19 protein-coding genes are annotated in these 24174 nt (G+C 40.9%); all 19 read right to left on the reverse strand.

Features of this window, described 5'->3' with window-relative positions:
• Positions 1-36: 36 nt before the first annotated feature.
• The 19 genes from ftsX to BTHG_RS11360 all read right to left on the reverse strand — a co-directional run bounded on the left by ftsX (position 37) and on the right by BTHG_RS11360 (position 23999).
• Positions 37-930, reverse strand: a complete 894-nt coding sequence (gene ftsX, locus BTHG_RS11275) for a permease-like cell division protein FtsX (RefSeq protein ID WP_010676846.1) — start codon at positions 928-930, stop codon at positions 37-39.
• Entirely contained in the window at positions 920-1606 is a 687-nt protein-coding gene (gene ftsE / locus BTHG_RS11280; protein WP_010676847.1) for a cell division ATP-binding protein FtsE, read from the reverse strand. Before ftsE ends, ftsX begins: the two co-directional genes overlap by 11 nt.
• A 695-nt stretch (positions 1607-2301) precedes the next feature.
• Positions 2302-2640: a cytochrome c551 gene (gene cccB, locus BTHG_RS11285; protein WP_010676848.1), complete on the reverse strand. Its 339-nt coding sequence runs from the start codon at positions 2638-2640 to the stop codon at positions 2302-2304.
• Between the two features lie 55 nt (positions 2641-2695).
• Positions 2696-3562 (reverse strand): YitT family protein, encoded by an 867-nt coding sequence (locus BTHG_RS11290; RefSeq protein WP_010676849.1) that lies wholly within the window; start codon positions 3560-3562, stop codon positions 2696-2698.
• Positions 3563-3767: 205 nt separating this feature from the next.
• A complete protein-coding gene (locus BTHG_RS25785) occupies positions 3768-5306 on the reverse strand; it encodes a metallophosphoesterase (protein WP_010676850.1) in 1539 nt (512 codons plus the stop codon).
• Between the two features lie 71 nt (positions 5307-5377).
• Entirely contained in the window at positions 5378-7513 is a 2136-nt protein-coding gene (locus tag BTHG_RS25790; RefSeq protein ID WP_010676851.1) for a lamin tail domain-containing protein, read from the reverse strand.
• A 147-nt stretch (positions 7514-7660) separates the two neighbouring features.
• Positions 7661-8467 carry a hypothetical protein gene (locus tag BTHG_RS11300; RefSeq protein WP_010676852.1) on the reverse strand — a complete coding sequence of 269 codons (807 nt, stop codon included), beginning with the start codon at positions 8465-8467 and terminating at the stop codon, positions 7661-7663.
• Positions 8468-8548: 81 nt separating this feature from the next.
• Positions 8549-8890: a hypothetical protein gene (locus BTHG_RS11305; protein ID WP_010676853.1), complete on the reverse strand. Its 342-nt coding sequence runs from the start codon at positions 8888-8890 to the stop codon at positions 8549-8551.
• A gap of 25 nt (positions 8891-8915) precedes the next feature.
• Complete coding sequence (locus BTHG_RS24725; RefSeq protein ID WP_010676854.1) at positions 8916-10124, reverse strand: hypothetical protein; 1209 nt, start codon at positions 10122-10124, stop codon at positions 8916-8918.
• A 145-nt stretch (positions 10125-10269) separates the two neighbouring features.
• A complete protein-coding gene (locus BTHG_RS11315; RefSeq protein WP_232284466.1) occupies positions 10270-15768 on the reverse strand; it encodes an Ig-like domain-containing protein in 5499 nt (1832 codons plus the stop codon).
• Between the two features lie 5 nt (positions 15769-15773).
• Positions 15774-16334 (reverse strand): hypothetical protein, encoded by a 561-nt coding sequence (locus BTHG_RS11320; RefSeq protein WP_010676856.1) that lies wholly within the window; start codon positions 16332-16334, stop codon positions 15774-15776.
• Between the two features lie 91 nt (positions 16335-16425).
• Entirely contained in the window at positions 16426-18366 is a 1941-nt protein-coding gene (locus BTHG_RS11325; RefSeq protein ID WP_010676857.1) for a serine/threonine-protein kinase, read from the reverse strand.
• 97 nt (positions 18367-18463) lie between these two features.
• Positions 18464-19231, reverse strand: a complete 768-nt coding sequence (locus tag BTHG_RS11330) for a PP2C family protein-serine/threonine phosphatase (RefSeq protein ID WP_010676858.1) — start codon at positions 19229-19231, stop codon at positions 18464-18466.
• 156 nt (positions 19232-19387) lie between these two features.
• Entirely contained in the window at positions 19388-20644 is a 1257-nt protein-coding gene (locus BTHG_RS11335) for a DUF6382 domain-containing protein (RefSeq protein WP_010676859.1), read from the reverse strand.
• Positions 20645-20939: 295 nt separating this feature from the next.
• Positions 20940-21242 (reverse strand): pore-forming ESAT-6 family protein, encoded by a 303-nt coding sequence (locus BTHG_RS11340; protein ID WP_010676860.1) that lies wholly within the window; start codon positions 21240-21242, stop codon positions 20940-20942.
• Between the two features lie 40 nt (positions 21243-21282).
• Positions 21283-21585: a WXG100 family type VII secretion target gene (locus BTHG_RS11345; protein ID WP_010676861.1), complete on the reverse strand. Its 303-nt coding sequence runs from the start codon at positions 21583-21585 to the stop codon at positions 21283-21285.
• 78 nt (positions 21586-21663) lie between these two features.
• Positions 21664-21855 (reverse strand): hypothetical protein, encoded by a 192-nt coding sequence (locus tag BTHG_RS11350; RefSeq protein ID WP_010676862.1) that lies wholly within the window; start codon positions 21853-21855, stop codon positions 21664-21666.
• Between the two features lie 33 nt (positions 21856-21888).
• On the reverse strand, positions 21889-23280 hold the full coding sequence (locus tag BTHG_RS11355; protein ID WP_010676863.1) for an Mbeg1-like protein: 1392 nt from the start codon (positions 23278-23280) through the stop codon (positions 21889-21891).
• Between the two features lie 5 nt (positions 23281-23285).
• On the reverse strand, positions 23286-23999 hold the full coding sequence (locus tag BTHG_RS11360) for a hypothetical protein (protein WP_010676864.1): 714 nt from the start codon (positions 23997-23999) through the stop codon (positions 23286-23288).
• Positions 24000-24174 lie beyond the last annotated feature (175 nt).

Consider the following 24174-nt stretch of genomic DNA (forward strand, 5'->3'; position numbering starts at 1 on the left):
ATAAAAAAAAGCGCACCTTTATAGGTACGCTTTTTCTTATACTTTTAAGAATCTACGAACAGACATTAAGCTTCCCCAAATTCCAATAAATGCACCAATGACAAGCAATAATGCTGTTACTTGGAAAGCAAATGGATTAAATGGTAATAACTCTAGGAATGTTCCATTGAGTTGTGGCTGAATCACATCGTACAAGAAATTGTAGAAACCTAAGATAATTCCAATTGGAAGGATTGAACCAAGAACACCAAGGAATAATCCTTCTAGGAAGAATGGCCAGCGAATAAACCAGTTTGTCGCTCCAACTAGCTTCATGATCTCGATTTCTCTTCTTCTCGCGAAAATTGTAATTTTAATTGTATTTGAAATTAAGAACATGGCCGTGAAAAGGAGACCGATAATCAGACCAATACCAATGTTTCTTGAAACACCGACTGTACTGAAAATCCTTTCAACTTTCCCTTTCCCATAGTTCACACTGTGAACATTGTCCATTTTTTCAACTTGCTGTGCAACTGTCATGATGTCTTGAGGTTTCTTTGTTTCTACCACAAACACATCATAAAGGGGGTTGCTTTGCTGATACAACGCAAACACTTTTCCATCCTCACCAAAGCTATCGATCATTTTTTCAAGTTCTTGGTCTTTCGATGAAAATGTTACGTCAGCAACCTGCGGGATTTTTACAATTTTTTCTTTTAAGGCATCCTGCTGTTCCTTTGTTGACGTTAGTTCCACATGAACACTAATGCGGACATCTTTTTCAAGAGAAGTCGCCATGCTGTTTAAGTTCATCATGATGACTAAAAATACCCCTACTAGAAGTAGTGTTACGGTCACGGCACTGACAGATGCAAATGTCATCCAGCCGTTACGCCCAAGGTTTTTTGTACTTTCACGAAAATGACGGCGGAGTGTATTAAGCTTCATAGCCGTAATCACCCCTTACTTCATCACGCGCTATTTTTCCGCCTTCAATGGCGATTACACGCTTTTTTATGGTATTAACAATTTCACGGTTATGGGTTGCCATAATGATGGTCGTACCACGGAAATTGATTTCATCAAATATATTCATGATTTCCCAAGATGTTTCAGGGTCAAGGTTACCCGTAGGCTCGTCCGCAATGAGCGCACCTGGAGAGTTCACGATTGAACGTGCTATAGATACACGTTGCTGCTCCCCACCGGATAACTCATCTGGTAAAAAGCGCGCTTTGTGCTTTAATTTAACAAGATCTAGCACATCCATCACACGTTTTTTAATATTCTTTGGATTTTCTTCAATAACTTCAAGGGCAAACGCCACATTTTCATAAACGGTTAGACGTGGTAACAGCTTGAAATCCTGGAACACAACGCCGATATTTCGACGTAATTGCGGAACCTTTTTTTCCTTTAATCTAGCAAGGTCCATGCCGTTGATAATGATTGAACCTTTTGTCGGCTTCTCTTCACGATACATCATTTTAATAAAAGTTGATTTTCCCGCTCCACTCGGGCCAACCACATACACGAACTCACCTTGCTCGATTTTTACATTTATTCCATTAACGGCCATGACGCCGTTCGGATACTTTTTATAGACATCCTTCATTTCTATCATACGAATCACCTATCATCGATTTTTTTATCCTCGTCAGCTGGCAATATGTCCCCCAGCGGATTATGGGAGATTATGGTTCGTTTTTTAATGGAAATTTTCTAATTTCCGGCACGAATACGCCTAAGGCGCATATAAGTTAGTAATCTATCAAATGAAAATAGAAGCGCCTCTGTCCTTTTAGACATGATTGCGCCCCTATTCAACTATGCAAATTGAAATTAAAAGACATAATGAGCAATTTTTCTCTACTTTTTTTACTGCTTTTTTCATTATAACATCATTATTCGTCAAATTACGACTAAAAATATTACAGTTTCATTTCATGGCAGCTTAGGTTGCGATGAGGAATGGGTTCGGCTGGGGGTGTGTAAATATTGGTATTGGGGGATGTGATAGATTCTGCCTTTATTTCTCTCCTATATCGTCTAGATTCATAGACTTTACTAATCGAAAAACGAATTTTCTTGAAGGAACATTCAAAAAAGGGCTGGGGTTTGGGACACAAAGTTGGAGATTTGGGACATTATGTGTTGGATATGGGACAATGATTGAGATTTATGGGACACAAAGCTTAATTTATGGGACAGATTTCATCATCATTTACGGGACAACATACATAACATTACATAACGTTAAATTTCCCGCTCCAAATTAAAAGCCTTCCGGTTCACCCGGAAGGCCCACAAACTTATTACTTATTTTTTCTCAGATAACCATGTAGCAACTGCTTCTTTATCATCACCATCGATAAGGCCAGCTGGCATACCTGGTCTACCTTCTGTGATGATTCCAGAAATTTCATCTTTGCTGTACTTAGATCCAACTTTTGTTAGGTCTGGACCAGCTCCACCAGTTAAATCTGCACCATGACATGATGCACAGTTTCCCTTGAAGATTTCTTCGGCATTAGCAGTAGAAGCCCCACCGTTGTCACCCGCATTATCGTTTCCTGCATTGTCGTCCCCACCGCCACATGCAGCTAACGCGAACACAAGTGATGTACCTACTAGAAATCCAAATAGCTTACGTTTCACAGATTTTACCCCCTGTAATAAATTTTTCCATTATACAAATTTTATTATACCCCTTTTAAGCTCTTTTAAAACCCTCTCCTAATACCTCCGCAGCATCCATAACGACGACAAATGCAGATGTATCAACAGTTTGAACCACTTGTTTCAATTTTGTGAACTCTTTCTGTTCAACCACACACATGAGCATTGGACGCTCGTCGTCGGTGTAACCACCATATCCAGACAGCTTTGTCACTCCTCTGTCCAGTTTGTCAAAAATCTCCTGGCGTACTTCATCCTGTCTGTTCGTAATAATGAGAGCCATTTTCGAATTGCCTAGACCAACCTGTACCAAATCAATTGTTTTGCTTGTAACAAAAAGTCCAATTAGGGCATAGAGTCCACTCTCAATATTAAACACGATTGCTGCTGTCACAACAATCAAACCATCGATAAACATTACACATTTTCCAAGAGAGATTCCTGTAAACTTATGAACAATCTGAGCAGCCAAGTCTGTCCCACCTGTCGACGCATTGCCCCGGAATGTGATGCCGAGTCCCAAACCTACTCCAATTCCGCCGAATAAAGCTCCGAGTAATGGATCGAGCGTTGCGGGTTCCAGATTTCTAGAAAGATAAACAACAAATGGTAAAAAAAGAGTGCCAATTAGCGTCCGGGCACCATACGTCTTTCCAAGAAAAATGACCCCTGCAATAAATAAAGGGATATTAAATGCCCATTGAACATAAGCTGCTTCCCATCCGAAAAGAGAGTAGAGGATTGTACTAATCCCACTCACTCCTCCGGATGCAACCTTGTTCGGTAACAAAAACAAATTAAATGACAAAGCCACCGTGGCCGAACCGAGTAGTATGTATATAAGTTCCTTACCTTTTTGAAGTGTCGGATGTACTTCGCGCTGACGTCTTTTTCTATTCATGAATATACCTCCGTTTGCAAACAACACGAATGAAGCCTATGGCAGTATATCACGGCTTTCAAAGCAAGTAAACGCCAGCAATATAACGTGGTAAAGCAACAAAATATACACCTACATCGTTAGTTTGTAACGATAAATGAATATTATTACAAAAATGCGTATAAAAGTGAAAAAGAGCCAACATTAGCCCTTTTTTCACTGTCCCTCACTCTTTTCGAAATGACCAAATATTCGAGATGGCTCGGCCTGTATACCTATCTTCCACGACTGCATACCAGAAATATGTGCGGTTCCGTTCAAGCCCTGTCCACATGACTTCAGCTGTTTTACCGCTTTTCGCTTTGTCTTTCCCAATTACATGATCGGTGTAGACATTAACCGTAAAATAATCTGTAGCAATCCGCTTCGTCATTGGCGCCAAATCCATGTCAATCACAAATTCGTCTTTTCCAGGATACTCATCTTGGTCGTAATAATTGTAATCATCCAGATATGGCGAATACGTGTTAACCAAAATTCGGTTGTTTTTTTGATCAAATTGCAGCAGCCTCATGTAGCCCTGACCGCCTTCAGGGCCCGCCTGGTAATCTGCGAGCATCTGTGTTACCGTTCGGTCTGGTTCACCATCGCCGTCATCGTCAATTTCATCCACATATGTTTGTGCCCCATGATAATGACCACACAGCACCATCAAGACATTTTTGTTTGGAACAACAATCTTCTTAAAAAGCCTCTCACCCATTGGATGCCTCGTGCCTGTGGCAAGCAAGTATTCGTGGAAGCTTAAAATTGCTTTACGATCTGGGTGGGCAGCTAGTACATCATTTACCCACTGGATGCCTTCATCTGTTATCCCCCAGCCGAGATATACCATGATAAAATCGTTACCACCTGCTGAAATTAAATCATAATGCCCTCGATTATTGAGGTACGAGCCACCATAATAAGGTTTATCCTTAAATCGATGCTCACCAAAATACTTGTAGAAAGCAGAATAATCATTATTCACCTGGTCAACATCATGATTTCCAGCCAACACACCATATGGAATGTGGTGGTCATCCAATACCTTCATTGCTTTATCCGCATTTTGCCATTGTTTTTTCTTTGTCGATTGATTGACCAAATCACCTGTATGAAACACGTATTTAATATTGAGCTCCTTCTGCATGTCCGCAATCCACTCGGTTTGTTTCATAAAAATTTCCGGATAACTTTCAGCGTAAAATTGAGTATCGGACATCCAAACAAAGGTGTAATCAAACTCATCTGCAATTTCATCCTGCACCAAAACATTGATTTTCTGGTCGCGAACATAGTCATCGACTTCCACATCGGCGCTAATTGTAAAATCCTTCGAACCTGCTACCTTGTAATCAAGTAACATCCATTTCCCTTCAATGTGATTCCAGGCGTACATCGAAACCTTTCGACCTTCAAGCGAGTTCCCTTTCCAAACAAGCTCGACCCGGTCATTGGCATCAAGCTCTTCAGCAACGGTGACATCAAATCGGTGATAGGGGAATTTGGTATCGGAATCGGTCACCAAATAGGAACCATCAGCCTTCGAAACAAGGGAGACATCTTCAGGTGTAAAAGCCTTCTCCCCATTAGGAACCATCGCTTTTGGTGGTTCAAACTCAACAGCATTTTTAAATCCTTTTACACTTGAAGTCACATCATACTTGTACGCCTCATAAAAAGTGACATCCAGCTTATCCTTCATCGGATCCTTGACCTTCACTTGTAAAAGTGGATCTCCATCAATCTTTGATTTTGGAGAAATCCGCTTAGGTTTTTGAGGATTTTCATCAACTACTTTAAAATGAAAAACTTCCTTTTTTTGTTTCCAACGTGGTCTACTGCCCGAACCACAAGCCTGTGTTTACCTGGTTTTAGTTTAGATGACGCTGTTTTATACGGAACCTCAATTTCTTCTCCATCCAAGGTTACCGTCGTTTTTTCAACTCCAGAAAGCTTATCCTTCACATCCACATCAATTGTAAAAGTACCCTTGTATGGTTTCTTTTTCAGATTTGTTTTAATCGAGGGGGCTGTGTTATCGACTAAAACCTGTGAACTGACCTTCTCATCCCCGCTCTGAACGGTAACCAAATGGTTTCGGTCGTGTACCTCTAAAGTGTTCCATTTGTAGGTCAGTGAACGGGCCTCTTTTTCCGTAACCGAAAATGTAAAATCAGCATGAGAATATTTATCACCCATGTTCAAAATTCGATTGGGATCACTATAATTCGGGTCCCTTATCACCGTACCATCACCAAGGATAAGTCGGACGTTCCGTAAGTGGAAATCATCACGATTTTCCTTCGACCAAAGCTCAAATGGGGATGCCTTGTTCCCAGAACGGACGGTAATCGTTGTATTCCCAACAGGAAGCCGCTCCGGCTCAATTGGAATCGTGAAGGTTTTCCATTCTGTGAGCCAATCTTGATCCATGATGGTTAAAACTTCCTTGCCCATCGTAACGGCATTTTGAAAATACGTATTTAGGCCATTTACCTCAAAAACGAAGTAAGCCGTGTGTTCAAGCGAACGATATATCCCTTCCGTTATCTCATTTCCGTCAATCAGCAACTTCATTGGAGCATTATCTTTCGAAGTAGCCTTGATTACTTTTTTTCCACGAAGCATCTCGTCATTTTTCAAGTTTAATCTTAGATTTGAATGATTGAGCTCATTTTTGATTGTTACGCGATAGGTCTCACTTTTCACCTCGTTCGTGCCATCGGATACAACGTAATAATAATCAAGATATTCACGTCCGATTAACTCAGGGGCTTGGATGGTATGGTGAAATAGTAAATCCTCATAGCTTTGACGTAAAATAACTTCGTTGAAATGGTCCTCGTGGTTGATTTTATAAAACAGTCGGACAGATTTGACATCGTTATCGTCTTTTACTGCTGCGATGAGTTCAAGATTGTCTTCTTGATTAACTTCCGTTGTTAATGTTATGTCCTCAATCGTCGGTGGAATTGAATCTTTTTTGATATGAACAGGTTTCTCTGGCACCTGGTAGCTTTCAACCTGACCAGGTGTCGCCTCCTTTGTGCCTATTCTTTTAGATATCGTGGATTTATTGGTTGGATATCGGTACACAATTCCCTTATTGACTTCAGACTTATAATAGTACGCGACGGAAATCTCCCGATGCGTATTCGTGCCAACCACTATACCTCGCTTGCTATTGTTCGCCATACCATCACTGTAGACGCGAACAATACTTTCATTTTCTTTCAGTTTCGTACCGTAATGTGCATTAAAATCGTCCACCGTCTGCTCATTGTTTTGATTATTGATAATCCAGAGGACAAGCGTTTTGCGCGCTGGGATTACCAGATTCTCCGTAACAGTTGGCCAGATTACGTCTGTACGCGGGTCCTTCCCATATCTGTAGTAAAGTTTATAATCCTTGAAATGAACCGGTTTGTCACTGTTATTGTAGATTTCTACAAATTCAAATCCGTCAGCACTTCCAACATTCGTTGAATTAGGGACAATCTCCGTCACGAGTAGCTGTGGCATTTTGGTAAAATCAATCTCTTTTTGTACCACTAGGATCGTGTTTTCACCCGTTCTTGCAGTATTCGTCCCGTCGTTTGCTTCAATATAATATGAAATTTCATCAAACACATGAAAACCGGGGATTTCGGCTTTATATGTTTGCCCATTCTGACTCATCTTGATTTTTCTGAACTCGGTTGTGTCTCCCGTTTTATAAAAAAGAGTCACATTTTGAATGGCGGTATCATCTGTTACTTCAGCTTTGATTTTGATTGGTAAGAGCGGCTTGGTAGTGGTGATTGGTTTGTGTGTAATCACAGGCGCTGTTGTGTCGCGCTGTGCAAGCACCATTTCAGGGCTTGCTGTACAAGTTAAAAGAAAAAAGAATAGAAAAGTTATTTTCAGCATTTGTTGCCAAAAATTCATACAGCATACCCTCCAGAATATTTTTCCATTCTTAGTCTTTCAATTCTTAGAAAAATCATGTAAAAATGGGAGGAAATAAGTAAAAAGAACTATTATGGGGATAAAAAAAGACGACTATAAAAGTCATCTTTGGTTTCGTGATATGATTTATTCAACTGAGGCTGCTACAGTTCCAACAGCGTCGAGGATTTCGTGCCATTCCTCGTATGTAGTTAATTTGATGCTAACCGGCTTTTGGGTATCTTCAAGATATTCGACGATCCACATTCCTCTTTTGGAAGGTAAAAAGAAGACAATATTATCAAGAAGAAAATCGCCTTCTATATTCGGGATTTCAAAATGTGAAATATTATAAAGCGACCAATCATGCTCTTCTAAGTCCTGTGTGAAGTGATTGAAGCTCAGCTCTTCCGATGGTGTAAAGTTCGCTTGGTTCCGTACCTTCGTAGTCTTAGTCTCGTCACTTAGCCAGTCAAATGCTTCGTCCGTTAAGAAAAATCCATGTGTCTCTGGGAGCTCGCCGCCAGCATTATCAAATGAATAAAAGTCCTTTATGACAGCTGGAATTTCGTCATTTGATAAGAGGGCGAATTCATGCATGATGTCTTCTGCAATCACATGTGCAAGCCAAATGTCCTCTTCAAAATGGTGAATCATTAATACGCTTCGCCCTGAGATATTCGAGCAACGAATCATCCATTTAGATTCGACATATTGCTTAATAAAGATTTGCATTTCTTCACTTAATGGATGCTCATCTTCTCCCGTTTTATCAGGGTCCCACAGCGACTTAATCACGAGCTGATGGATTGTTGATTCCATGATGGCAGTCCATTCTTCAGGTGTTTTTTCTCCGTACGAAGCCTCTGCGATTCCCTTCGCCACGGCTGGATAACCACAAACCGAAACCAACAATGCTAATTCCTCGGTCGTGCATGTTAATGCATGATTCATTTTTGTTACCTCCTTTGGGTTTAAATAGGTTAATGTGATGTGTTACCCACGAGGGTGCGAAAACGATAATTGGTTTCCCCTCTATAAAAATAGTGCATACAATGCCGCTTTGATCATGTAATAGATAATCATAAATACGATTCCCAAACCTACTGTGATAACGAGCAAGAGGAGTCTTCGTACAAGCCACGAGTATTTACTAAGTTTATTGTAAATGAACGGACCCAGCCCAAACAGGAATAAAACAATAAACGTAAAAAGCTTAAGAAAGGGATTCTTTGTGTTTCTAAATATACCTGTTTCCACATGATCAACCATGACATTGCCAAGTAAAATGGTTAGGAAACTGATTCCAACCTGAAGAGAGAGCCATGCTCCTAAAAATAATGTTACTAAATCGATGATTTCTTTTGTGTTGTCCATAAAAACTCATCCTATCAACATGTAATTAATCAAACCAGCTTTTTACTGATTTAAAGACTGATTTCCCGACATTTTCAACCGCTCCAAAGACTTTTTCACCAGCCTTCTTAATTGGCTCAGCTGCCTTTGAGCTGACAATTCCTCCTACAAGCCCACCGACGGCTCCTCCTATTACAATTCCAACCGGGCCACCTAAACTTCCTGCCATAGCGCCTAGCTTTGCACCACCCGCAATGGCCCCTACGCTCGCAACAGATCCAAACGTAAATCGTCCAATTTTTTCAGCAGCTGTTAAATTAGCATTTTTCGGATCTACTAACTCTGTTGCATTCGCCGCGACGGCAATGATATTTCCTACCATTGGAATTCGATTTGCAACCGCCGTAAATCCTCTTGCTTTTGCAAGACTTGCTGCAACTTCCTTGGTACCGATTGTAATTCTTTTATGGAAACGCCCCATGAGTGTCGTGCCGTGCATGGCAGCATTCACATTTTTTGAAAAACCTGCAGCATGTTTTAACAATGCAGCTGGTCCTCTATAGGAACTTACAAAAGAATGGGCTAACTTTGAAACTGGATTTGTTGGAGTTGACCTTGAAAAGTCGTATAGATATTTTGCTATTTTAGAACTATATCCCGTTTTACTCGTCCATGAAGGTTTTGCAGTTACTGTAAATTTATATTGACCTCGGAATCTTTGCCCAATTGTTGGTTTTCCGCCAATATAGTTTATTTTTAAGTTTCTCATTAAAAATGCTGAAGATGCGACTGACAATACCTGTGAGCCGACTAAAGCAATGTCCCAATTTGTGATTTGGGAGCTGACACTATTAAAATATGAAAGTACTTTATAAACAAGCGACGATGGATCGGTGTTTTTCTTTTTTGTTGACTCGGCTTTTTTTCCGCCTGCTTCTGGGCTTGCCGGGCTCATTGACCGAGCTGCCTCCATCGTCATAAACGCACCGTTTAAGTAGCGTTCTGTTGATGAATAGCGACTGACAGATAGGTTTAAAAATGACTGTAGCTTTTTTACCTTTGCTTCTAATTGGTCAATCGAATTACCTGCTTCATTTAATTGTGGCCGTGCCGAGGTCCTGGCCAAAATTCGATAATCGATGGAATTTCTGACTGATGCCACACCTCCCTCGATAGAGGAAAGTTTTGAAGCAATCGACCCCAATTGAGGACTACTTCCCATAACTTGACTAGGTTTAATCGTGATTCTAGACAAAACTACACCCTCCTTTGATTTTACCATTTTTTCAAAAACAGGCATCCGCCAAACAGCGAATGCCTCAAAGTCCACACGATGTGGGTCACAAAGACGTTGCCACTCGAGACGTGGCGTTCTTAGTCTTTGATTTTATCCTCCAAAGTTACATTTCTTTCTTATCGTCTCTTCTGCGGATGATGTTACGACGAAGAGCTACGGCACCGGCTGCTGCAGCACCGACTAGTCCTACCATTGTCCCCGCAAATAACGTTTTATTTTCATAGAACTTTACGAGTACGCTTTTTTCAACGATTTCGAATTCAATTGCCTCGTTCGTTTCATTACCAGCCTCGTCAAAGGCTAACACTTCAACTTTGTACTTGTTGATATCTGAAAGTGTGACGGAAATGACTTTTGTTCCATTCACTTCTTTTACCACACCATCGAAGAGCTCTCCATTGATTGTCACTGACTTGAGTGTATCACTCGGATTATCAAGGCTGATTGAAAGATTGACTGGGTCACGGTATGTTTCATTTTTCTTAACTCCATCCACAACAACCTTTGGTGCAGTCTTATCGATGATGAACTCAACACTTAACTGCTGGATATTTCCTGCCTTATCCTTCACCTCGAAGAAGAGTACGTGCTTGCCTTCTTCCTCAATTGGGTCGCCTAGATTGTATGGCTGACCATTCAAGGTTTGCGAAATGATGTCATAGGCATTGATATCTTCAATCAGTAGCTCTGGAAGCAGGGATTCCTTGAAATACTTCTCTGAAATAGCTTCCTTAAACTTAATCACTGGTGATGTTTTATCAATCGTAAACACGATAGTTCGGGATGACACATTGTTCGCTAAGTCATAAATTTCCGCTTTTAAAATGTAATCTCCCTCATCACTTAATTGCATTCCATTCACAAATGGACGGCCATTTAATGTCACTTTTGAACGACTGGAATCAAGATAGCGATCGGAATAGGTTACAGTTGGTGATTGGTTCTTGTTGAAGAATCCATCTAACACACCTGTGATATTCAAGTTCGGCCTTGTTGTATCAAGGATAAAACTAATGTCAATCGTTGATTCGTTTCCTGCTTTATCTCGTGCAAGAACACTGTATTTGTACTGCATTTCAAGTGAAGCCGTTGGAATTCGACCTGTCACATTAGAACCATTCATCGTTACTGAAACGATTGTGTCTTCACTTTGGTCAAGTGCAAATTCAGGTGTGAATACTTCATTAATGTATTCGCCATCCTTAATGACACGGCTTTGACCTTTAAATTTCGGTGTGATGACTGGAGCCGTTTTATCAATTGTAAAAGCAATTTGCTCGCTGAACTGGTTGCCCGCTTTATCAATTGCTTCAACATTGATCACATAGTCGCCTTCCTGACTAAAATTATGGCTGAGTCTTGCCGTTTGATTCGCAACCCCAAATCCACCAGCATTATAGCCTCTACCATTTCGTGTTACGGTAATGCGATTCACATCAAGGTTCACATCACGAATCGCGATACTCACTTGCTTATCAACATTATAATGTGCGGCATTGTCAACACCTGTAATGTCTATTGCCGGCTTTGTTGTATCAATTGTAAATGTCTTGTTGGCTTTGATAGGTCCATTTCCAGCCTTATCCTCAGCACTTATCGCAATTGTGTACAAGCCATCATCTTTGAAATTGTAGCCTAAGCTTGAAAGCTTGTTGTTGTTTTGCCATGTTCCGATGTTAAATACCTTGCCATCCTTCGTTACCGAAAGCACGACAAAGTTGGTACCGAAATTCAATTCATCAACAGAAACGGTTACCCGCTTGCCAGTTGGGTTGAAGGACTGGTGGTCAACACCGTCAATTTTTACAACCGGATTGGTTTTGTCGATGATAAAAGCAATTTCATCATGCGTTGTTTTGTTGCCTGATTTATCAGTTGCGTTGAAGTACAGCACATAGCTGCCTTCTTCTGTGAAATTGTGCTTCAAGCTAGCTTTCGTTCTAGACTGATCGAATGCAGGAAGGGCATACGCCTTGCCGTTTTTCGTTACACGTAATGATGTTTGGTCGATGTTTGCATCTGTTACTTCAAAAGAAACTGGCTTGCTTTCATTGTAATTCGTCATATGCTCGACACCTGTGATTTTTAAAGCAGGGAAGCTTTCGTCCACTGTAAATTTCACTTGTTTTGCGTCTGCAATATTTCCTGCTGCATCCTTCGCAGATACTTTTATCACATAGTCGCCGTCTTCATTAAATGGAATAGTAAGACTTGATTCAACAGCCTCGTTTTTCCACTTATCAAATGCGTACGGTGCATTATTTTTCGTTACTTCAATCTTTACTTCGTTGTTTGCAAAGTTCAGCTCGTTCACCTTAATGGTGGCTGTTTGCTTTTTATCGTAAAATAGTCCGTCTTTCACTTTTTCAATGTCGATAACTGGTTTTTCGTTATCCACTGTGAATTTGTGGGTTTTTACGGTAGATTTATTACCTGCAAAGTCTTCGGAACGAACCGTGACTTCGTATTTACCATCGTCTGGGAAGCTTTGCTTGAACTGATAGCCTGTTGGTGTTTCAGTCCATTTCGCGTCCTTAACTGGTTTGCCATTCACAAGGACTTCATTTTTCGTTTCGTCAAAATGAAGATCATCGATATCAATGGTTAACTCATTTTCACCTTGAACAAAACCTTCATTCGGGATATCACCGCTAATCGTAATTTCTGGTGCTTTCCGGTCGATTGTAAAGCCTAAATCCTTTGTGCTTTCAGCGCCAAAGTAATCTTTTGCTTTTACCTGAACCGAATAAACACCTTCGTCCTCAAGAGGAATAGTTAATTCCTGCGTGATCATCCAGACGATTTTCTCAATCCAACCATCTTTCTGTATCTTGACTGGTTTATCTCCGTTTTTCACTGTGATTTCAGGTACAAACGGTGTGTAGTCATCAACGGTAACAGTTAGGTTCACTTTGTTATCGTTAAAATACTTTCCATCTTCAATGGAGTACTTAATACCAGGTCCGGTTTTATCTACCGTGAATTTGATCGTTTCTGTGCTTACGTTACCTGCTTTATCCGTTGAAACAACTTGCAGCTCGTAAACACCTTCATCTGTAAACATGTGTTTCGTTGTTGCCATCTGATCTTTAAGCACGAGTGGGTCAATTTCATATGCTTCGCCATTGTACGTAACTGTCGCATTTGATTCGCCCATGTTTAGGTCAGTCACTGTGATTGTCACGTCGCGGTCATCATTGTATCTGCCGTCATGACCGATGTTTGTAACAACAATTTTCGGTTTGACTTTATCAATTGTAAAGCTGACTTGTTTTTCTGCAGATGTATTTCCTGCCTCGTCAGTAGATTTAAGTTTTATAACATAATCACCATCGTCGGTAAACGTATGCTCTGCCTCCGCTTCTCGGTTCTTATGTTTCTTGAATGTAATTCCATCTGTTGGATAATCCTTGCCATCTTTCGTAATCGTAAGAATAATGTTGTCTAAATCAATATGCGAATCCTCAACCGTAAACTTGACATTTTTATCGGCATTCGCAAACTCATTCTCACTTACACCCGTGATAGCAACTTCTGGTTTTGAGTTATCGATGATGAATGACACTTTTGAAAAATCAGCCTGGTTTCCGGCTTTGTCAAAGTAGTCGACGTCAATCTCATAGACTCCCTCTTGTTTGAAGCTATGTGTTTTATGGGCTTTGTCACCTTTAAAGGTTTCCGTTTTACCATCTTTTGTGACGCGTAAAATAGTGCGGCCATCATCTTTATTTGTGTCTTCCGCAACAATATCCACATCTACTTGGCGGTTGTATTTCTTGTTATTCTCTACACCTTTTAGAGTTGCTGTTGGTGGTGTTTTATCGAGAGTGAAAGTTCTCGTAATTTTCTCTGCATCATTTCCAAGTTGGTCAGTTGAGCTCAACTCGATTGTGTATGTGCCTTCCGCTTTAAACGTATGACTTGCTTCAGCGATTGTACCATTTTGCTTGAATGTAATTTCTTCTGCATAGTTCGTATCGTTTTGTTTGACAACAAGGGTTGTTTTCGCCAAATCAAGTGTAAGGTCTTTTACAGAAAAATGAACAGTTGGATTCTCATCTTTAGGATAAAACTTTCCATTTTCAACTCCTGTAATGTTCAATTCCGGTTTCTCGGTATCAATTGTAAAATTAAGGGCTGTAGAGTTCTTCTCGTTTCCTGCCTTGTCATATACAGTAAGGTCAACATTGTATACACCGTCTGTTAACGTACGTTTAGCAAGAGCATCTTTACCAGTGATTGTGGTCACTTCTCCATTTTTCGTAAGTTTTAAAACGGACTTACTTTCATCCAAGTGTAGGTCAGACGCTGTGATGACCATATCCTGGGATTCTGTAAATTTGCCACCATTTGTTACTCCTGTAATTTCAAGATCAGGTGGTGTTTTGTCGATGACGATGTTCTGTAAAGTTCCTAACTCCGTCTCTGTTGTTTTCCAAAAATCAGTTATTTTTGCACTAATTTTATATGTTCCCTCTTCAGAAAGAGTGTATGTTGCTGTTTTCGAGAAGAGGCTATTGTGGATCTCCATATCAACGGTTTGTTGTTCACCGCCATCCTTGCTATATGTTAGCTTAGCTGTGTCGATAGACAGTGGATTAGTGATAACGATATTTACTCCCTCTTTGTAAAAGTCATTATCTGTTTTGTTAGCAATAGACATTTTAGCTGCCTGACTTACATTCGCAAAAGAGATGGCCTGTTCATCACTAACGTTTCCTGCCTTATCCTTTGCCGTTACCGTTACTTCATATTTGCCAACATCTTTAAATGCGATCGAAGCTTTTTTTCCTTGCCACACGATTTCTGGTGTTTCAAAATCGGAGCCATCCTTTTTAACTGCGATATTTAAATTTTGTTCAAAGTTTTCTTCCTCAACATCGATTTGAAGGTAGACCGTTTCTTCAAAAAACCCGCCTTCACGTGCACCAGACAGTTTAACTATTGGTTTAACGGTATCTCGTTTTACGTGAAATTCTGATTTATTTGGTGGATCCATTACCCATGTGTCTTTTTTAAAATCAATCTCCACCGGAATTTTGCCATCTTTGGTAAGGCCTGTAACGGATACACTGTATAGACCTTTGAATCCGCCTTCCGTGATTGGCGTAACGGCAACACTTCCAGGACCTTTTACATTAATGTCAAAAGGTATCTTGTTTGGATCTGGAGGTGTCACTGTTTCAACTGGTTCAGGTTCCACTTCTGTTGTCTCTTCTGTTTCGGATCCTTCAGGGGCGGAAGGGTCAGTTGTTTCGCTTCCTGATGGATTATCCGTAGTCTCTTGTGTTTGGCTTCCTTCAGTATTTACTGAATCCTCAGGAGGTTCTTCCCCACCTGTCTCCAAACTCATATATTCCCCATAGTCATCTGTTAAATCGACCTTAAATTGAAGAGTATCTCCATTTATGTACCACTCTTTTGAAAAGTCCTTGCCAATCTCCCATTTTTCAATTTTATTATTTTTGTTAAATTCGACATACTGTTCCGTATTGACCTGAGATGATACGTTCAGGCTAAACAAAACCACCGAAAGCACCAAAACAAATGCAATCGGAATCCAGAATACCGATTTGTTTTTTCGGTAGCTTCTTGAGATCATTGCTATCACTTTACTACGCTCCTTTGTTCGATCATTTTATTTGTGTGGACAATCATGACATCTATTTCAATTTGGAAGTCGGATTCTTCTTCTTCGACTTCAGTTAGGATGGCTGTTTCGCCGTCACCTTCGAGGAGAATTGATGTTTCGTCGTCCTCTACCAACAATGTCGTCTCATCATCATCCTGTAATAGAGCCGTTTCCTCTGATAACAGCGATGTTTCCTCCAGCGAATCGCTTTCTACCAGCAATGCTGTCGGTTCCATGTTTGTTTCATCAAGCATGGAGGTAGGCTCGAGCTCTTGGCTCATGAGGGCTGTGTCCTCCACTTCCGCCGATGCTGCAACAGGAACCTCCTTTTTCCGAAGCTTGATTTCACTTGTTGTTCGCTTCGTTTCTTGAGCTTCAAGGGAAATGCGGTCATTATTCCTCTTTCTCTTAAATCGATTCCCCGTAATATCCGCAAAAACCTGAGAGATTTGTAGTTTCATATAGACGATGATTGAGATGATGAGCGTGATCAACGCTCCCGCTAATCCCCCATAAAACATGATCTGGTATTCCAATCGAGAGCCCCCCTTTCAAAGAAATGTGCAAAGGACATGGGGACAGGTTCATTGTCCCCGCCTGGGACGATGTACCTGTCCCTTTGTCCCACTATCTAATATTTAAATTTCCCATGCGTCTGGAAAGCTTTTTATAGGCTTCATCGTTCTGGGCACCTTCAAGTTGACCGCCCTTATTGAAAACTTCCTTTGCCTTGCTGTAGTTGCGCTGATCCTCTTGCTTTCCTTGTTCAATATCTAGCAACAGATTGCCAAGCTTCACATAGGCATTTAAGCTTTTTGGATATTCTTTTAAAATCCCCTCAAATTGCTCAACTGCCTGAGACTGTTCGCCCATCTCCTGATAAATCACACCGATATCGACCATAACCTCTTCCTTGTTTTGCACATTTAATTCAAGCAGGTTATTGTAGTGGTCAATTGCTTGCTCAAAGTCATCACGGGCTGCAACCTGGTCTTCTGAATTGACGCCTCTGCTATAAAAAGCCTGGGCAAGCTTTTGCTCAAATTCAATTTCATATTTGAGCTGCAACTGCTCATCCGGTGCCAATTCGAGAACCTCTTGTGCTTTTTGTACGACCGTAATGGCCTTCGTATTGGCGTCCGCGATTTGACCTTTATACGAAATGTAGATATTCGCAAGTGAATTATAGTTATCTACCTTTTTCGCGTTATTCGGGAGGTTGTCATTGAACTTTTCAAATTCTATGAGATTCGTAGAAAACTGTTCATAATCAATATTCATTCCGCCCAATGTTGTCGCAAGTGTTATGTAGTAACTCGCATCCGGAATCTTTTTTTCATCAACTTGCTTAAAATACTTCAATGCCACTGGATAATCACGTTTCAGGTCAAAATACGTCATTCCTAGCTTAAAAAGAACTTCACTATTTTTATGGATGTTCCCGTATTCGTCATTCACATAGGACTCAATTTTCGAAAGACCCGTATCGACATCATTTCTGTTGATATACACATCAAGTAGGTTGATATAGGCAGAAGCACGACCTTTGTCTACCTTGATGGCTTTTTCAAGAAGCTTGATTGCCTCGGTATCATTGCCCTCAATCAACGAAATACTAGATTCATTGACAAGCCCCATGTAATCCTGGAACTGCTCATTTTGCATACCTTGATAACCGAGCACTGATGTCGTGGAAAAACCAAGACATAAGACGGCTGGTAGTAAAAAAAGGTAGAGCCGCTTCATCATTTTTTTCCGGTAGCCTGCCGTAAGCTTATTGATGTTTTGAAGATCGTATAAAAGCTCTTCACAGGTTTGATAGCGATTTTCCGGTTCAGCCTGGGTACATTTTAAAATGATGTGCTCAAGTCCCTCTGGTAAAGTCGGGTCCCATTGGCGAATTGGTCTCACTTCATACGGTGGATCAGCTAGACTTTTACCTGTTATGAGTTGGTACAGTGTCAATCCCAAGCTGTATATGTCCGTTCGAGCGTCCGTACGTTTCCCGGAAAGCTGCTCTGGTGCCGCATACGTTTTCGTTCCAAGATTCGTCGTATCGGTCAAGCTCTCATCCTTAAACTCACGCGCAATCCCGAAGTCAATCAGCTTGATTTTCCCTTCCGGCGTCAACATGATATTGTCCGGCTTCATGTCGCGGTAAATGATTGGATGCGGCTTTCTCGTATGTAAATAATGGAGAACCTCAGCAAGCTGCTTTGCCCAGTTAATCACAAGCTTTGCCGAAATGATTTTTTCCCGCTTCAGCTTTTGCTTAAGTGATTCACCCTCGACATAATCCATCACAACATAAATGTCGCCCTCAGATTCGATGATGTCGTAAATCTTTGGAAGGGCACCGTGATCGAGTTTCTTCAACATATTCGCTTCGACGACTAAGCTGTTGATGAGGAGCTCGTTATTGCTGTTGTCACGTTTGCGAATATCTTTGACGACGAGGGACTTGTTGAGTCGATTGTCCATCGCTAAATAGACAATACTCATCCCGCCACGGCCAATCTCCTTCAATATTTCATATCTATCATCTATAAAACTTCCAATTTTAATCAATGTAATTCCCCCAAAATTGAAAAGCGCAAGGCGCCTGTAGCTAGACACCGAAAACTAGATTGTACGTCCACTCTTTAAAGCTACGAAATCTAGCCCTTCACACAACATGCGCCAGAACAACGGAGATATTGTCAACCTCTTTCCGTTCCTTCACGGCATCGACGAGTTTTATCGCCTTGTATTTTAACTGCTTTTCGTTTAAAAATTGATTCGGACGGAGTTCTTCAAGCAGTTCCTCGTCAGTGATTTTATGATAAAAACCATCTGTACAAAGTAAAAACACAGTGCCTGGTTCAGTTTCTCCGGTGGTGATAACGACATCAAGATCTCTTGTCGCACCAACACATTGTAAAAGCACATTGCGACGCGGGTCCTTCAAGGCTTGCTCTGGTGTGATGTTTCCTCGTTCCACCTCACGTGCCACCAAGGTCTGGTCCTTTGTCAGCCTTGTTACCTGCTGCTGAATTTGATAAGCACGGCTGTCCCCGATATGTACGATATAATAATTCGAATAAATGATGAGGAGCGCAGTGACAGTTGTTCCGACTTGCGTATTATTTTCGTCCCCGTATTCCAGGATTTTTTCATTTTGCCGAGAGATGCATGCTTCGAGTGCATGGCGGATGTTCTCATCCTGCTGCTCGGAATGAAGCAGGTCTGGTAACTCCTCCTCAAACCAGTTGGATAGACCACGAATGACCGTAGCACTTGCCAATTCTCCTTGATCGAGCCCACCCATTCCATCGCAAACCACGAACATCCCGACATATCCGTTCGGCGTTTTAGCTGTTTTCACGAGCATGGCATCCTGGTTTGTTTTCTTTTTAATCCCGACATCTGTGTGGTATGCATGTATGAACGCCACTTTTTTTCACCTCATTTAAAATGCGTAATGCGCATGGCTAGGCGACAAGCACAAGAATAGCGCTGGTCAGAAGGCGTTTTTTGCCTTCCGAAGCAATTGGCTTGTGACCTCGAGCCGATGGCACCTGTATCTGAACAATATTTTTATATTTGAACCCTAGAAAAGCCTAAATTCAAATTCTTCGTTAGCTAACTTGATTTTGTCTTCGTGCTTGATTTTCACTTTATTTTTCGGATCAAGCTTGACGCCATTCACATAGCTACCGTTTCGTGATTCTTGGTCAATGATAAAATATTCTCCGTTTTCGGTAATCAACTCAGCATGTACACGACCAACGACTTTATTTTTCGATGTGTAATCGGTGTGTTGAGGGTCACGGCCGATTTTAAATACTTTCTTTGTGACCATGATTTTTTCTTTAGTAGCTGTAAGCAGAAATGGCTGCTGCTGATAAAAGCCTGTGCCGACACCTAGTGCTGTCGTTCCTTCTTCCTCTTCCGGTTCCTTGTAGGCGGTAAGGACGGTTGTACCCTCTTCCTCCTCAGGTTCATGCGTGTCAAAGGCAATCGGACTCCCCACATTTGGCTTAATGTTGATTGAAGTTCCACCCGCAAACAGTGCGTTTCCTTCGCCAAGCTCGGTACGCGTAATCCGCTTGTATTGAACTTCTTCCTCAATCTCTAACTTTTGTTTTGTCTTTTTATCAACCTTTTTACTGCTGTATTCCGACGTAATCACACCATTTTCTTCAGACGCCTGGATTTCACTGCCAGGACTATAGTAATTCGGCGTTTGCGGTTCTTCATCTTGGATTGGCAGCCTCTTAAAACTTTGAGGTGAAGCCGGCTTGTTCAACAACAGCTCGTTCAGCTTTTTTTGAAGGGCATATAGATTGATTTCCTCTGATGTTGCGAAATAATTATGTAATCTCACAAAAAACGCCAGGTCATCATTTTCATCATAGGAGTGAGAGTGTAAGAAACTGGTGAAGAATTCCCGGATTGATACCTTTTCAAAAATATTATTTTTAATCGGCATGTACAGTAGAATTAATCTGTTTGAAAAATTATCAATGAAGATGTAGTTCTCATCAAAAACAAAGTTGTTCACATTTAACCCAAGGCGCTCCGACTCAATTAACGTTTCGACGATGTTTGTAAAAAGTGAGTGAAGATGTTCTTTCGTTAGTTCGGTAGTGGATGATTGAGCAAGTGTCACCTCAGATACTACGTCATAGCGAAAATACGCCTCATCGTCCTTGTTAATTACAACACATGGCAAAAGCCCTGGAACCTTGTTGTTTTTTAGCTTATCGGCTTCTGTAAAATCAACGCGGAGCTCAGTTGGCACCTTGTAAAAGATGAATTTGGAAACACCATAGTTTTCAATATGTAAATCAACATGTTTAATCATTTTCTTGCACTCCTATTTCTATCAAATGCGCCTTGGCGTATTTGCGTCCTGATTTTTTCGCGCTCGCACGATGTGGGTCACAAAGACGTTGCCACAGGATGAGGCGTTCTTAGTCTTTGATCTTACGCGCGAAAAGTTTCCTTTGAAAATCTGTGACATCCGCCGGAGGCTTACCTTTATTCAGTTAGGATTGAACCAACTGAATAGAATAATCTCCGTATCACCAGTTCAGGGTCTTGCTGAATAAAGTTATGAGATGAGGACAACCGGCGAGGCCAATTGCCCTCCTCATGGATTATTTAAATGCGCTAGCGTTGTTGTTAATTGCAGTTTCAGCAGCGTTGTAGTTTGTAACAGTGTTATCAAGGAATTTCGCGTAGCTATCAATAACTTGACGATATTCCTCAAAACGTGGAGCCAACGCATTGAAGTTTCCGCGAATTGTATTAGAAGCGTCAGAGTTCCATGTAGCGGCTAAGCCGTTCATTTCCTTCTTGATGTCTTCTAATGCAGTTGAAAGCTGTTGGTTTAGGGTACGGATTTGCCCAGCGGTTTTGCTAACCTCGCCAAGGGAAATCTTAATTCCATCAACTGACATTTCGACACCTCCTTTATTGGTAGATTAGTAGGTAATGAGATTAGTTCGTTAAGCGACGAGCTTGGTTTACTACCTCGTTTTGTGTTTCACGATATGTTTTTGAGCTAAGCTTTAAGAATTCGGAGTATTGTCTCATCAAGTTCGTCATTTTTTGGAAGTCATCCATGAAGCCCTTGATTTGAGAAACATATGCTAGATTATCAGTACCTTGCCATGCTGCCCCCATGCCTTCAACCTCTGTGTAAAGAGCTTTGTAAAGTCTCTCATAATCAGCAGATTGTTGGTCAATGCGAGTAGCCGCAGTGTCTAATTTCGCTGGATCAACTGTAATTGAACGTGCCATTGTGTTTTCACCTCCTTTAAATATTGTTGTATGAGTTAACTCGGCTTGGGCCGAGAGAACTTTGGATAGTGTTAAAACTCAAATCCTTCTCAGGTCATAGCCGACTCTTCGGTATTTGTCAGCGGCACTTTGCAGGCTTGATGCACTTTTGGTAGAGCCTATCCCCTTGAACTCGCGATTGAGTCCGTTTGAGATTTCATCGAGTTCTCGTGAGATAGCATTGATTTCATAGATAATGCTATTAATCTTCCGTCTAACATGAGGCTTCATTGAGTTTCCTCCTCATTTTTACTATTTTCATAGTTAGTTAATAATCCTTGCCTTACTAACTAGCTTCGTTTCGCTCGATTCAAGCAATCTTGCAGTGGTATTTAAGTAGTTGATGTTTTGATTGAGCCTGTATGAAAAAGAAGTAAGGATATCGGCACTTAACACATGACGCATATCTAAAAGGTCAACCTCCCAATAGAGGGAGTCAATTCTATCATTCAGTGCGCTCACTCTGCGTTTGATACTTTCAAGTCTTTGCGCATAGTAGTAAAGCCGATCGACATTCACTTTCAAGTAAGGTTCAACCGGGAAGTAGCCCCCGAGCTTTGCCACTACTTTTACAAAAAGGATGGCCGCTTTCGTTGCTACATCCGCTATAAACTTGTTTATTTCGTCTTTAACCTGTTGCGATAATTCTTTTACACTTGCAATAAACTTTGTTGCTTGGTCTTTCACCCAATTAACTGCTTTTTCAAGTCCTCTTTTTGCTGCGTCTAGGATGTATAATGTGGCATCCCGAATCGCTGCTGCCGCTCGATATGCCAACACTTTTGGATGAAGGGAGGCCGCTAAAACGATAGCTGCGGCAATTGGATTTCCAATATTACGAACAAGAGATGCGCCATCAGATGCGCTTTTAAAGTCGCCCTGAGGAGTAAAATCCACACTCTCTAAACCATGGGCATACAGAGGATCACTATCGTCCGTATTGACAGCAACTGTTTTATCCACATATGGAGCATAGCCAAGAGAGGAAACCACATCCCCCTCATGGACGATAAATGTATTTCGATCCTTTAACGCATCTCGTTGTGCCTTTGTAAGGGTCCAATAATATAAAGGAGCTCCATTCACCACATACGAGGTTAGTTTTTCATCTTCAAGATTATGGACCAGCACATACTCCGCCAGATTTCCGCCTTTAGAGTGGCCGAATACATACTGTTGCCCATCTAAATTTTTAATGTAGGCTTCATAAAAATCATTTGCTTCTCTTTGCTGTTGAATGGTTATTCCGATACCCGCCTCTACATTTGATACCCAGTCGGTTGCTAAATCACCAATTCCAGCCATTTCACTTCCTCTGAATAATGCGGTACCGTTGCCTTCTTTATCCGTGAGGGCATATCCAACAAATCCAGAGTTCGATTCACCACCCGAATTACCTCCGTTTGGATTATTGTTTTGGTAGCCACTTAACGTTATTTCATGAAGAGGTGATGATTCATATTCATCCATATATTTAATGATTTGGTCATATTTATCTTTCGAATTTTTGCTTAATGCGTCCCTATCGATTCCATAAATGATTTCATTTAAGGTAAACGATTTGTTTCCACTTGGACGATATTCAGATGGTATATCCATGTACGATAACTGCAATAAGATATATTTTTCATTTTCGTTAATGTTATTAAGAGACATCCCAATCACTCCTCAAAGGATTCGTAATTCTCAATAACGTTTTCAGGTCCGTTTAAAATCATGGTAGGCTCGACATTCGGGCTTGGGTTCTCTGGATCTAAACGGAAATCAACATTTACCTCACCATACACTTTTGCATCTAAATTCGACCAAGGTAAATTATTGATATAAGCCGTATTGATATACTCATCAATGTCTTCAGATTCATCTACAAATCCTACTGAAAGAACATATTGCTTCGTACCTAAACCTTTTAACAAATTAAACACATTATAAATACCTTGACTGTACTGATTCACATCTGGTTCCCCAGAGGTTTTTATACCAGCAATAATACTGACACCTACATTTTTACTCGTTGCAAGAATGTCTTCTACAGACTTAGTTTTTAGAGTCTCATCATTTCCTGTATTGCGTAAAATGACTTTAAAAAGAGTCCCAGGTGGAAATTCGCTCGCAATTTGGTCTTCTACTTTTTGTTGGAGTTCGTTTGCCCACTTAGCAGGTAAGTAAAGATCGACAAACTCATCTCCATCCTCCTGAATTGTAAACACGATGTCAGGTTCACCTTTAGGATGAACAGTGATGAGGTCGCCTCCATACAAATCTTCAAAAAGCTTGCTGCCCTTTTTGGCATACATAACCTCAAATTCCTTATCATACTTATCTTCTAAATACTGGATTGCTTTATCCTCGGTACTCGCACTGCTTGAATTCATACACCCTGTTCCTCCTATTATGAGAATGAATAGAAGAAGGAATAAGACTACCCTCTTTTGTAACCTCATTTGGCACCTTCCTTACGTAAAAATGACTTTGATTCCTAGTAAAAATCGTCTATTGCCACTTGGTTATTGCATTTTGGCCGGGATTTGGCTTGTCAGTCCGGGTTCA

This window comes from Bacillus timonensis, assembly GCF_000285535.1.
GTDB classification, from domain to species: domain Bacteria; phylum Bacillota; class Bacilli; order Bacillales; family Bacillaceae_L; genus Ferdinandcohnia; species Ferdinandcohnia timonensis.

Bases quoted from the DNA above. Each gene is read 5' to 3' on its own strand.
- ftsX (WP_010676846.1), bottom strand. From the start codon at position 930: ATGAAGCTTAATACACTCCGCCGTCATTTTCGTGAAAGTACAAAAAAC.
- ftsE (WP_010676847.1), bottom strand. From the start codon at position 1,606: ATGATAGAAATGAAGGATGTCTATAAAAAGTATCCGAACGGCGTCATG.
- BTHG_RS11290 (WP_010676849.1), bottom strand. From the start codon at position 3,562: ATGAATAGAAAAAGACGTCAGCGCGAAGTACATCCGACACTTCAAAAA.
- BTHG_RS25790 (WP_010676851.1), bottom strand. From the start codon at position 7,513: ATGAATTTTTGGCAACAAATGCTGAAAATAACTTTTCTATTCTTTTTT.
- BTHG_RS11300 (WP_010676852.1), bottom strand. From the start codon at position 8,467: ATGAATCATGCATTAACATGCACGACCGAGGAATTAGCATTGTTGGTT.
- BTHG_RS11305 (WP_010676853.1), bottom strand. From the start codon at position 8,890: ATGGACAACACAAAAGAAATCATCGATTTAGTAACATTATTTTTAGGA.
- BTHG_RS11315 (WP_232284466.1), bottom strand. From the start codon at position 15,768: ATGATCTCAAGAAGCTACCGAAAAAACAAATCGGTATTCTGGATTCCG.
- BTHG_RS11335 (WP_010676859.1), bottom strand. From the start codon at position 20,644: ATGATTAAACATGTTGATTTACATATTGAAAACTATGGTGTTTCCAAA.
- BTHG_RS11340 (WP_010676860.1), bottom strand. From the start codon at position 21,242: ATGTCAGTTGATGGAATTAAGATTTCCCTTGGCGAGGTTAGCAAAACC.
- BTHG_RS11345 (WP_010676861.1), bottom strand. From the start codon at position 21,585: ATGGCACGTTCAATTACAGTTGATCCAGCGAAATTAGACACTGCGGCT.
- BTHG_RS11350 (WP_010676862.1), bottom strand. From the start codon at position 21,855: ATGAAGCCTCATGTTAGACGGAAGATTAATAGCATTATCTATGAAATC.
- BTHG_RS11355 (WP_010676863.1), bottom strand. From the start codon at position 23,280: ATGTCTCTTAATAACATTAACGAAAATGAAAAATATATCTTATTGCAG.
- BTHG_RS11360 (WP_010676864.1), bottom strand. From the start codon at position 23,999: ATGAATTCAAGCAGTGCGAGTACCGAGGATAAAGCAATCCAGTATTTA.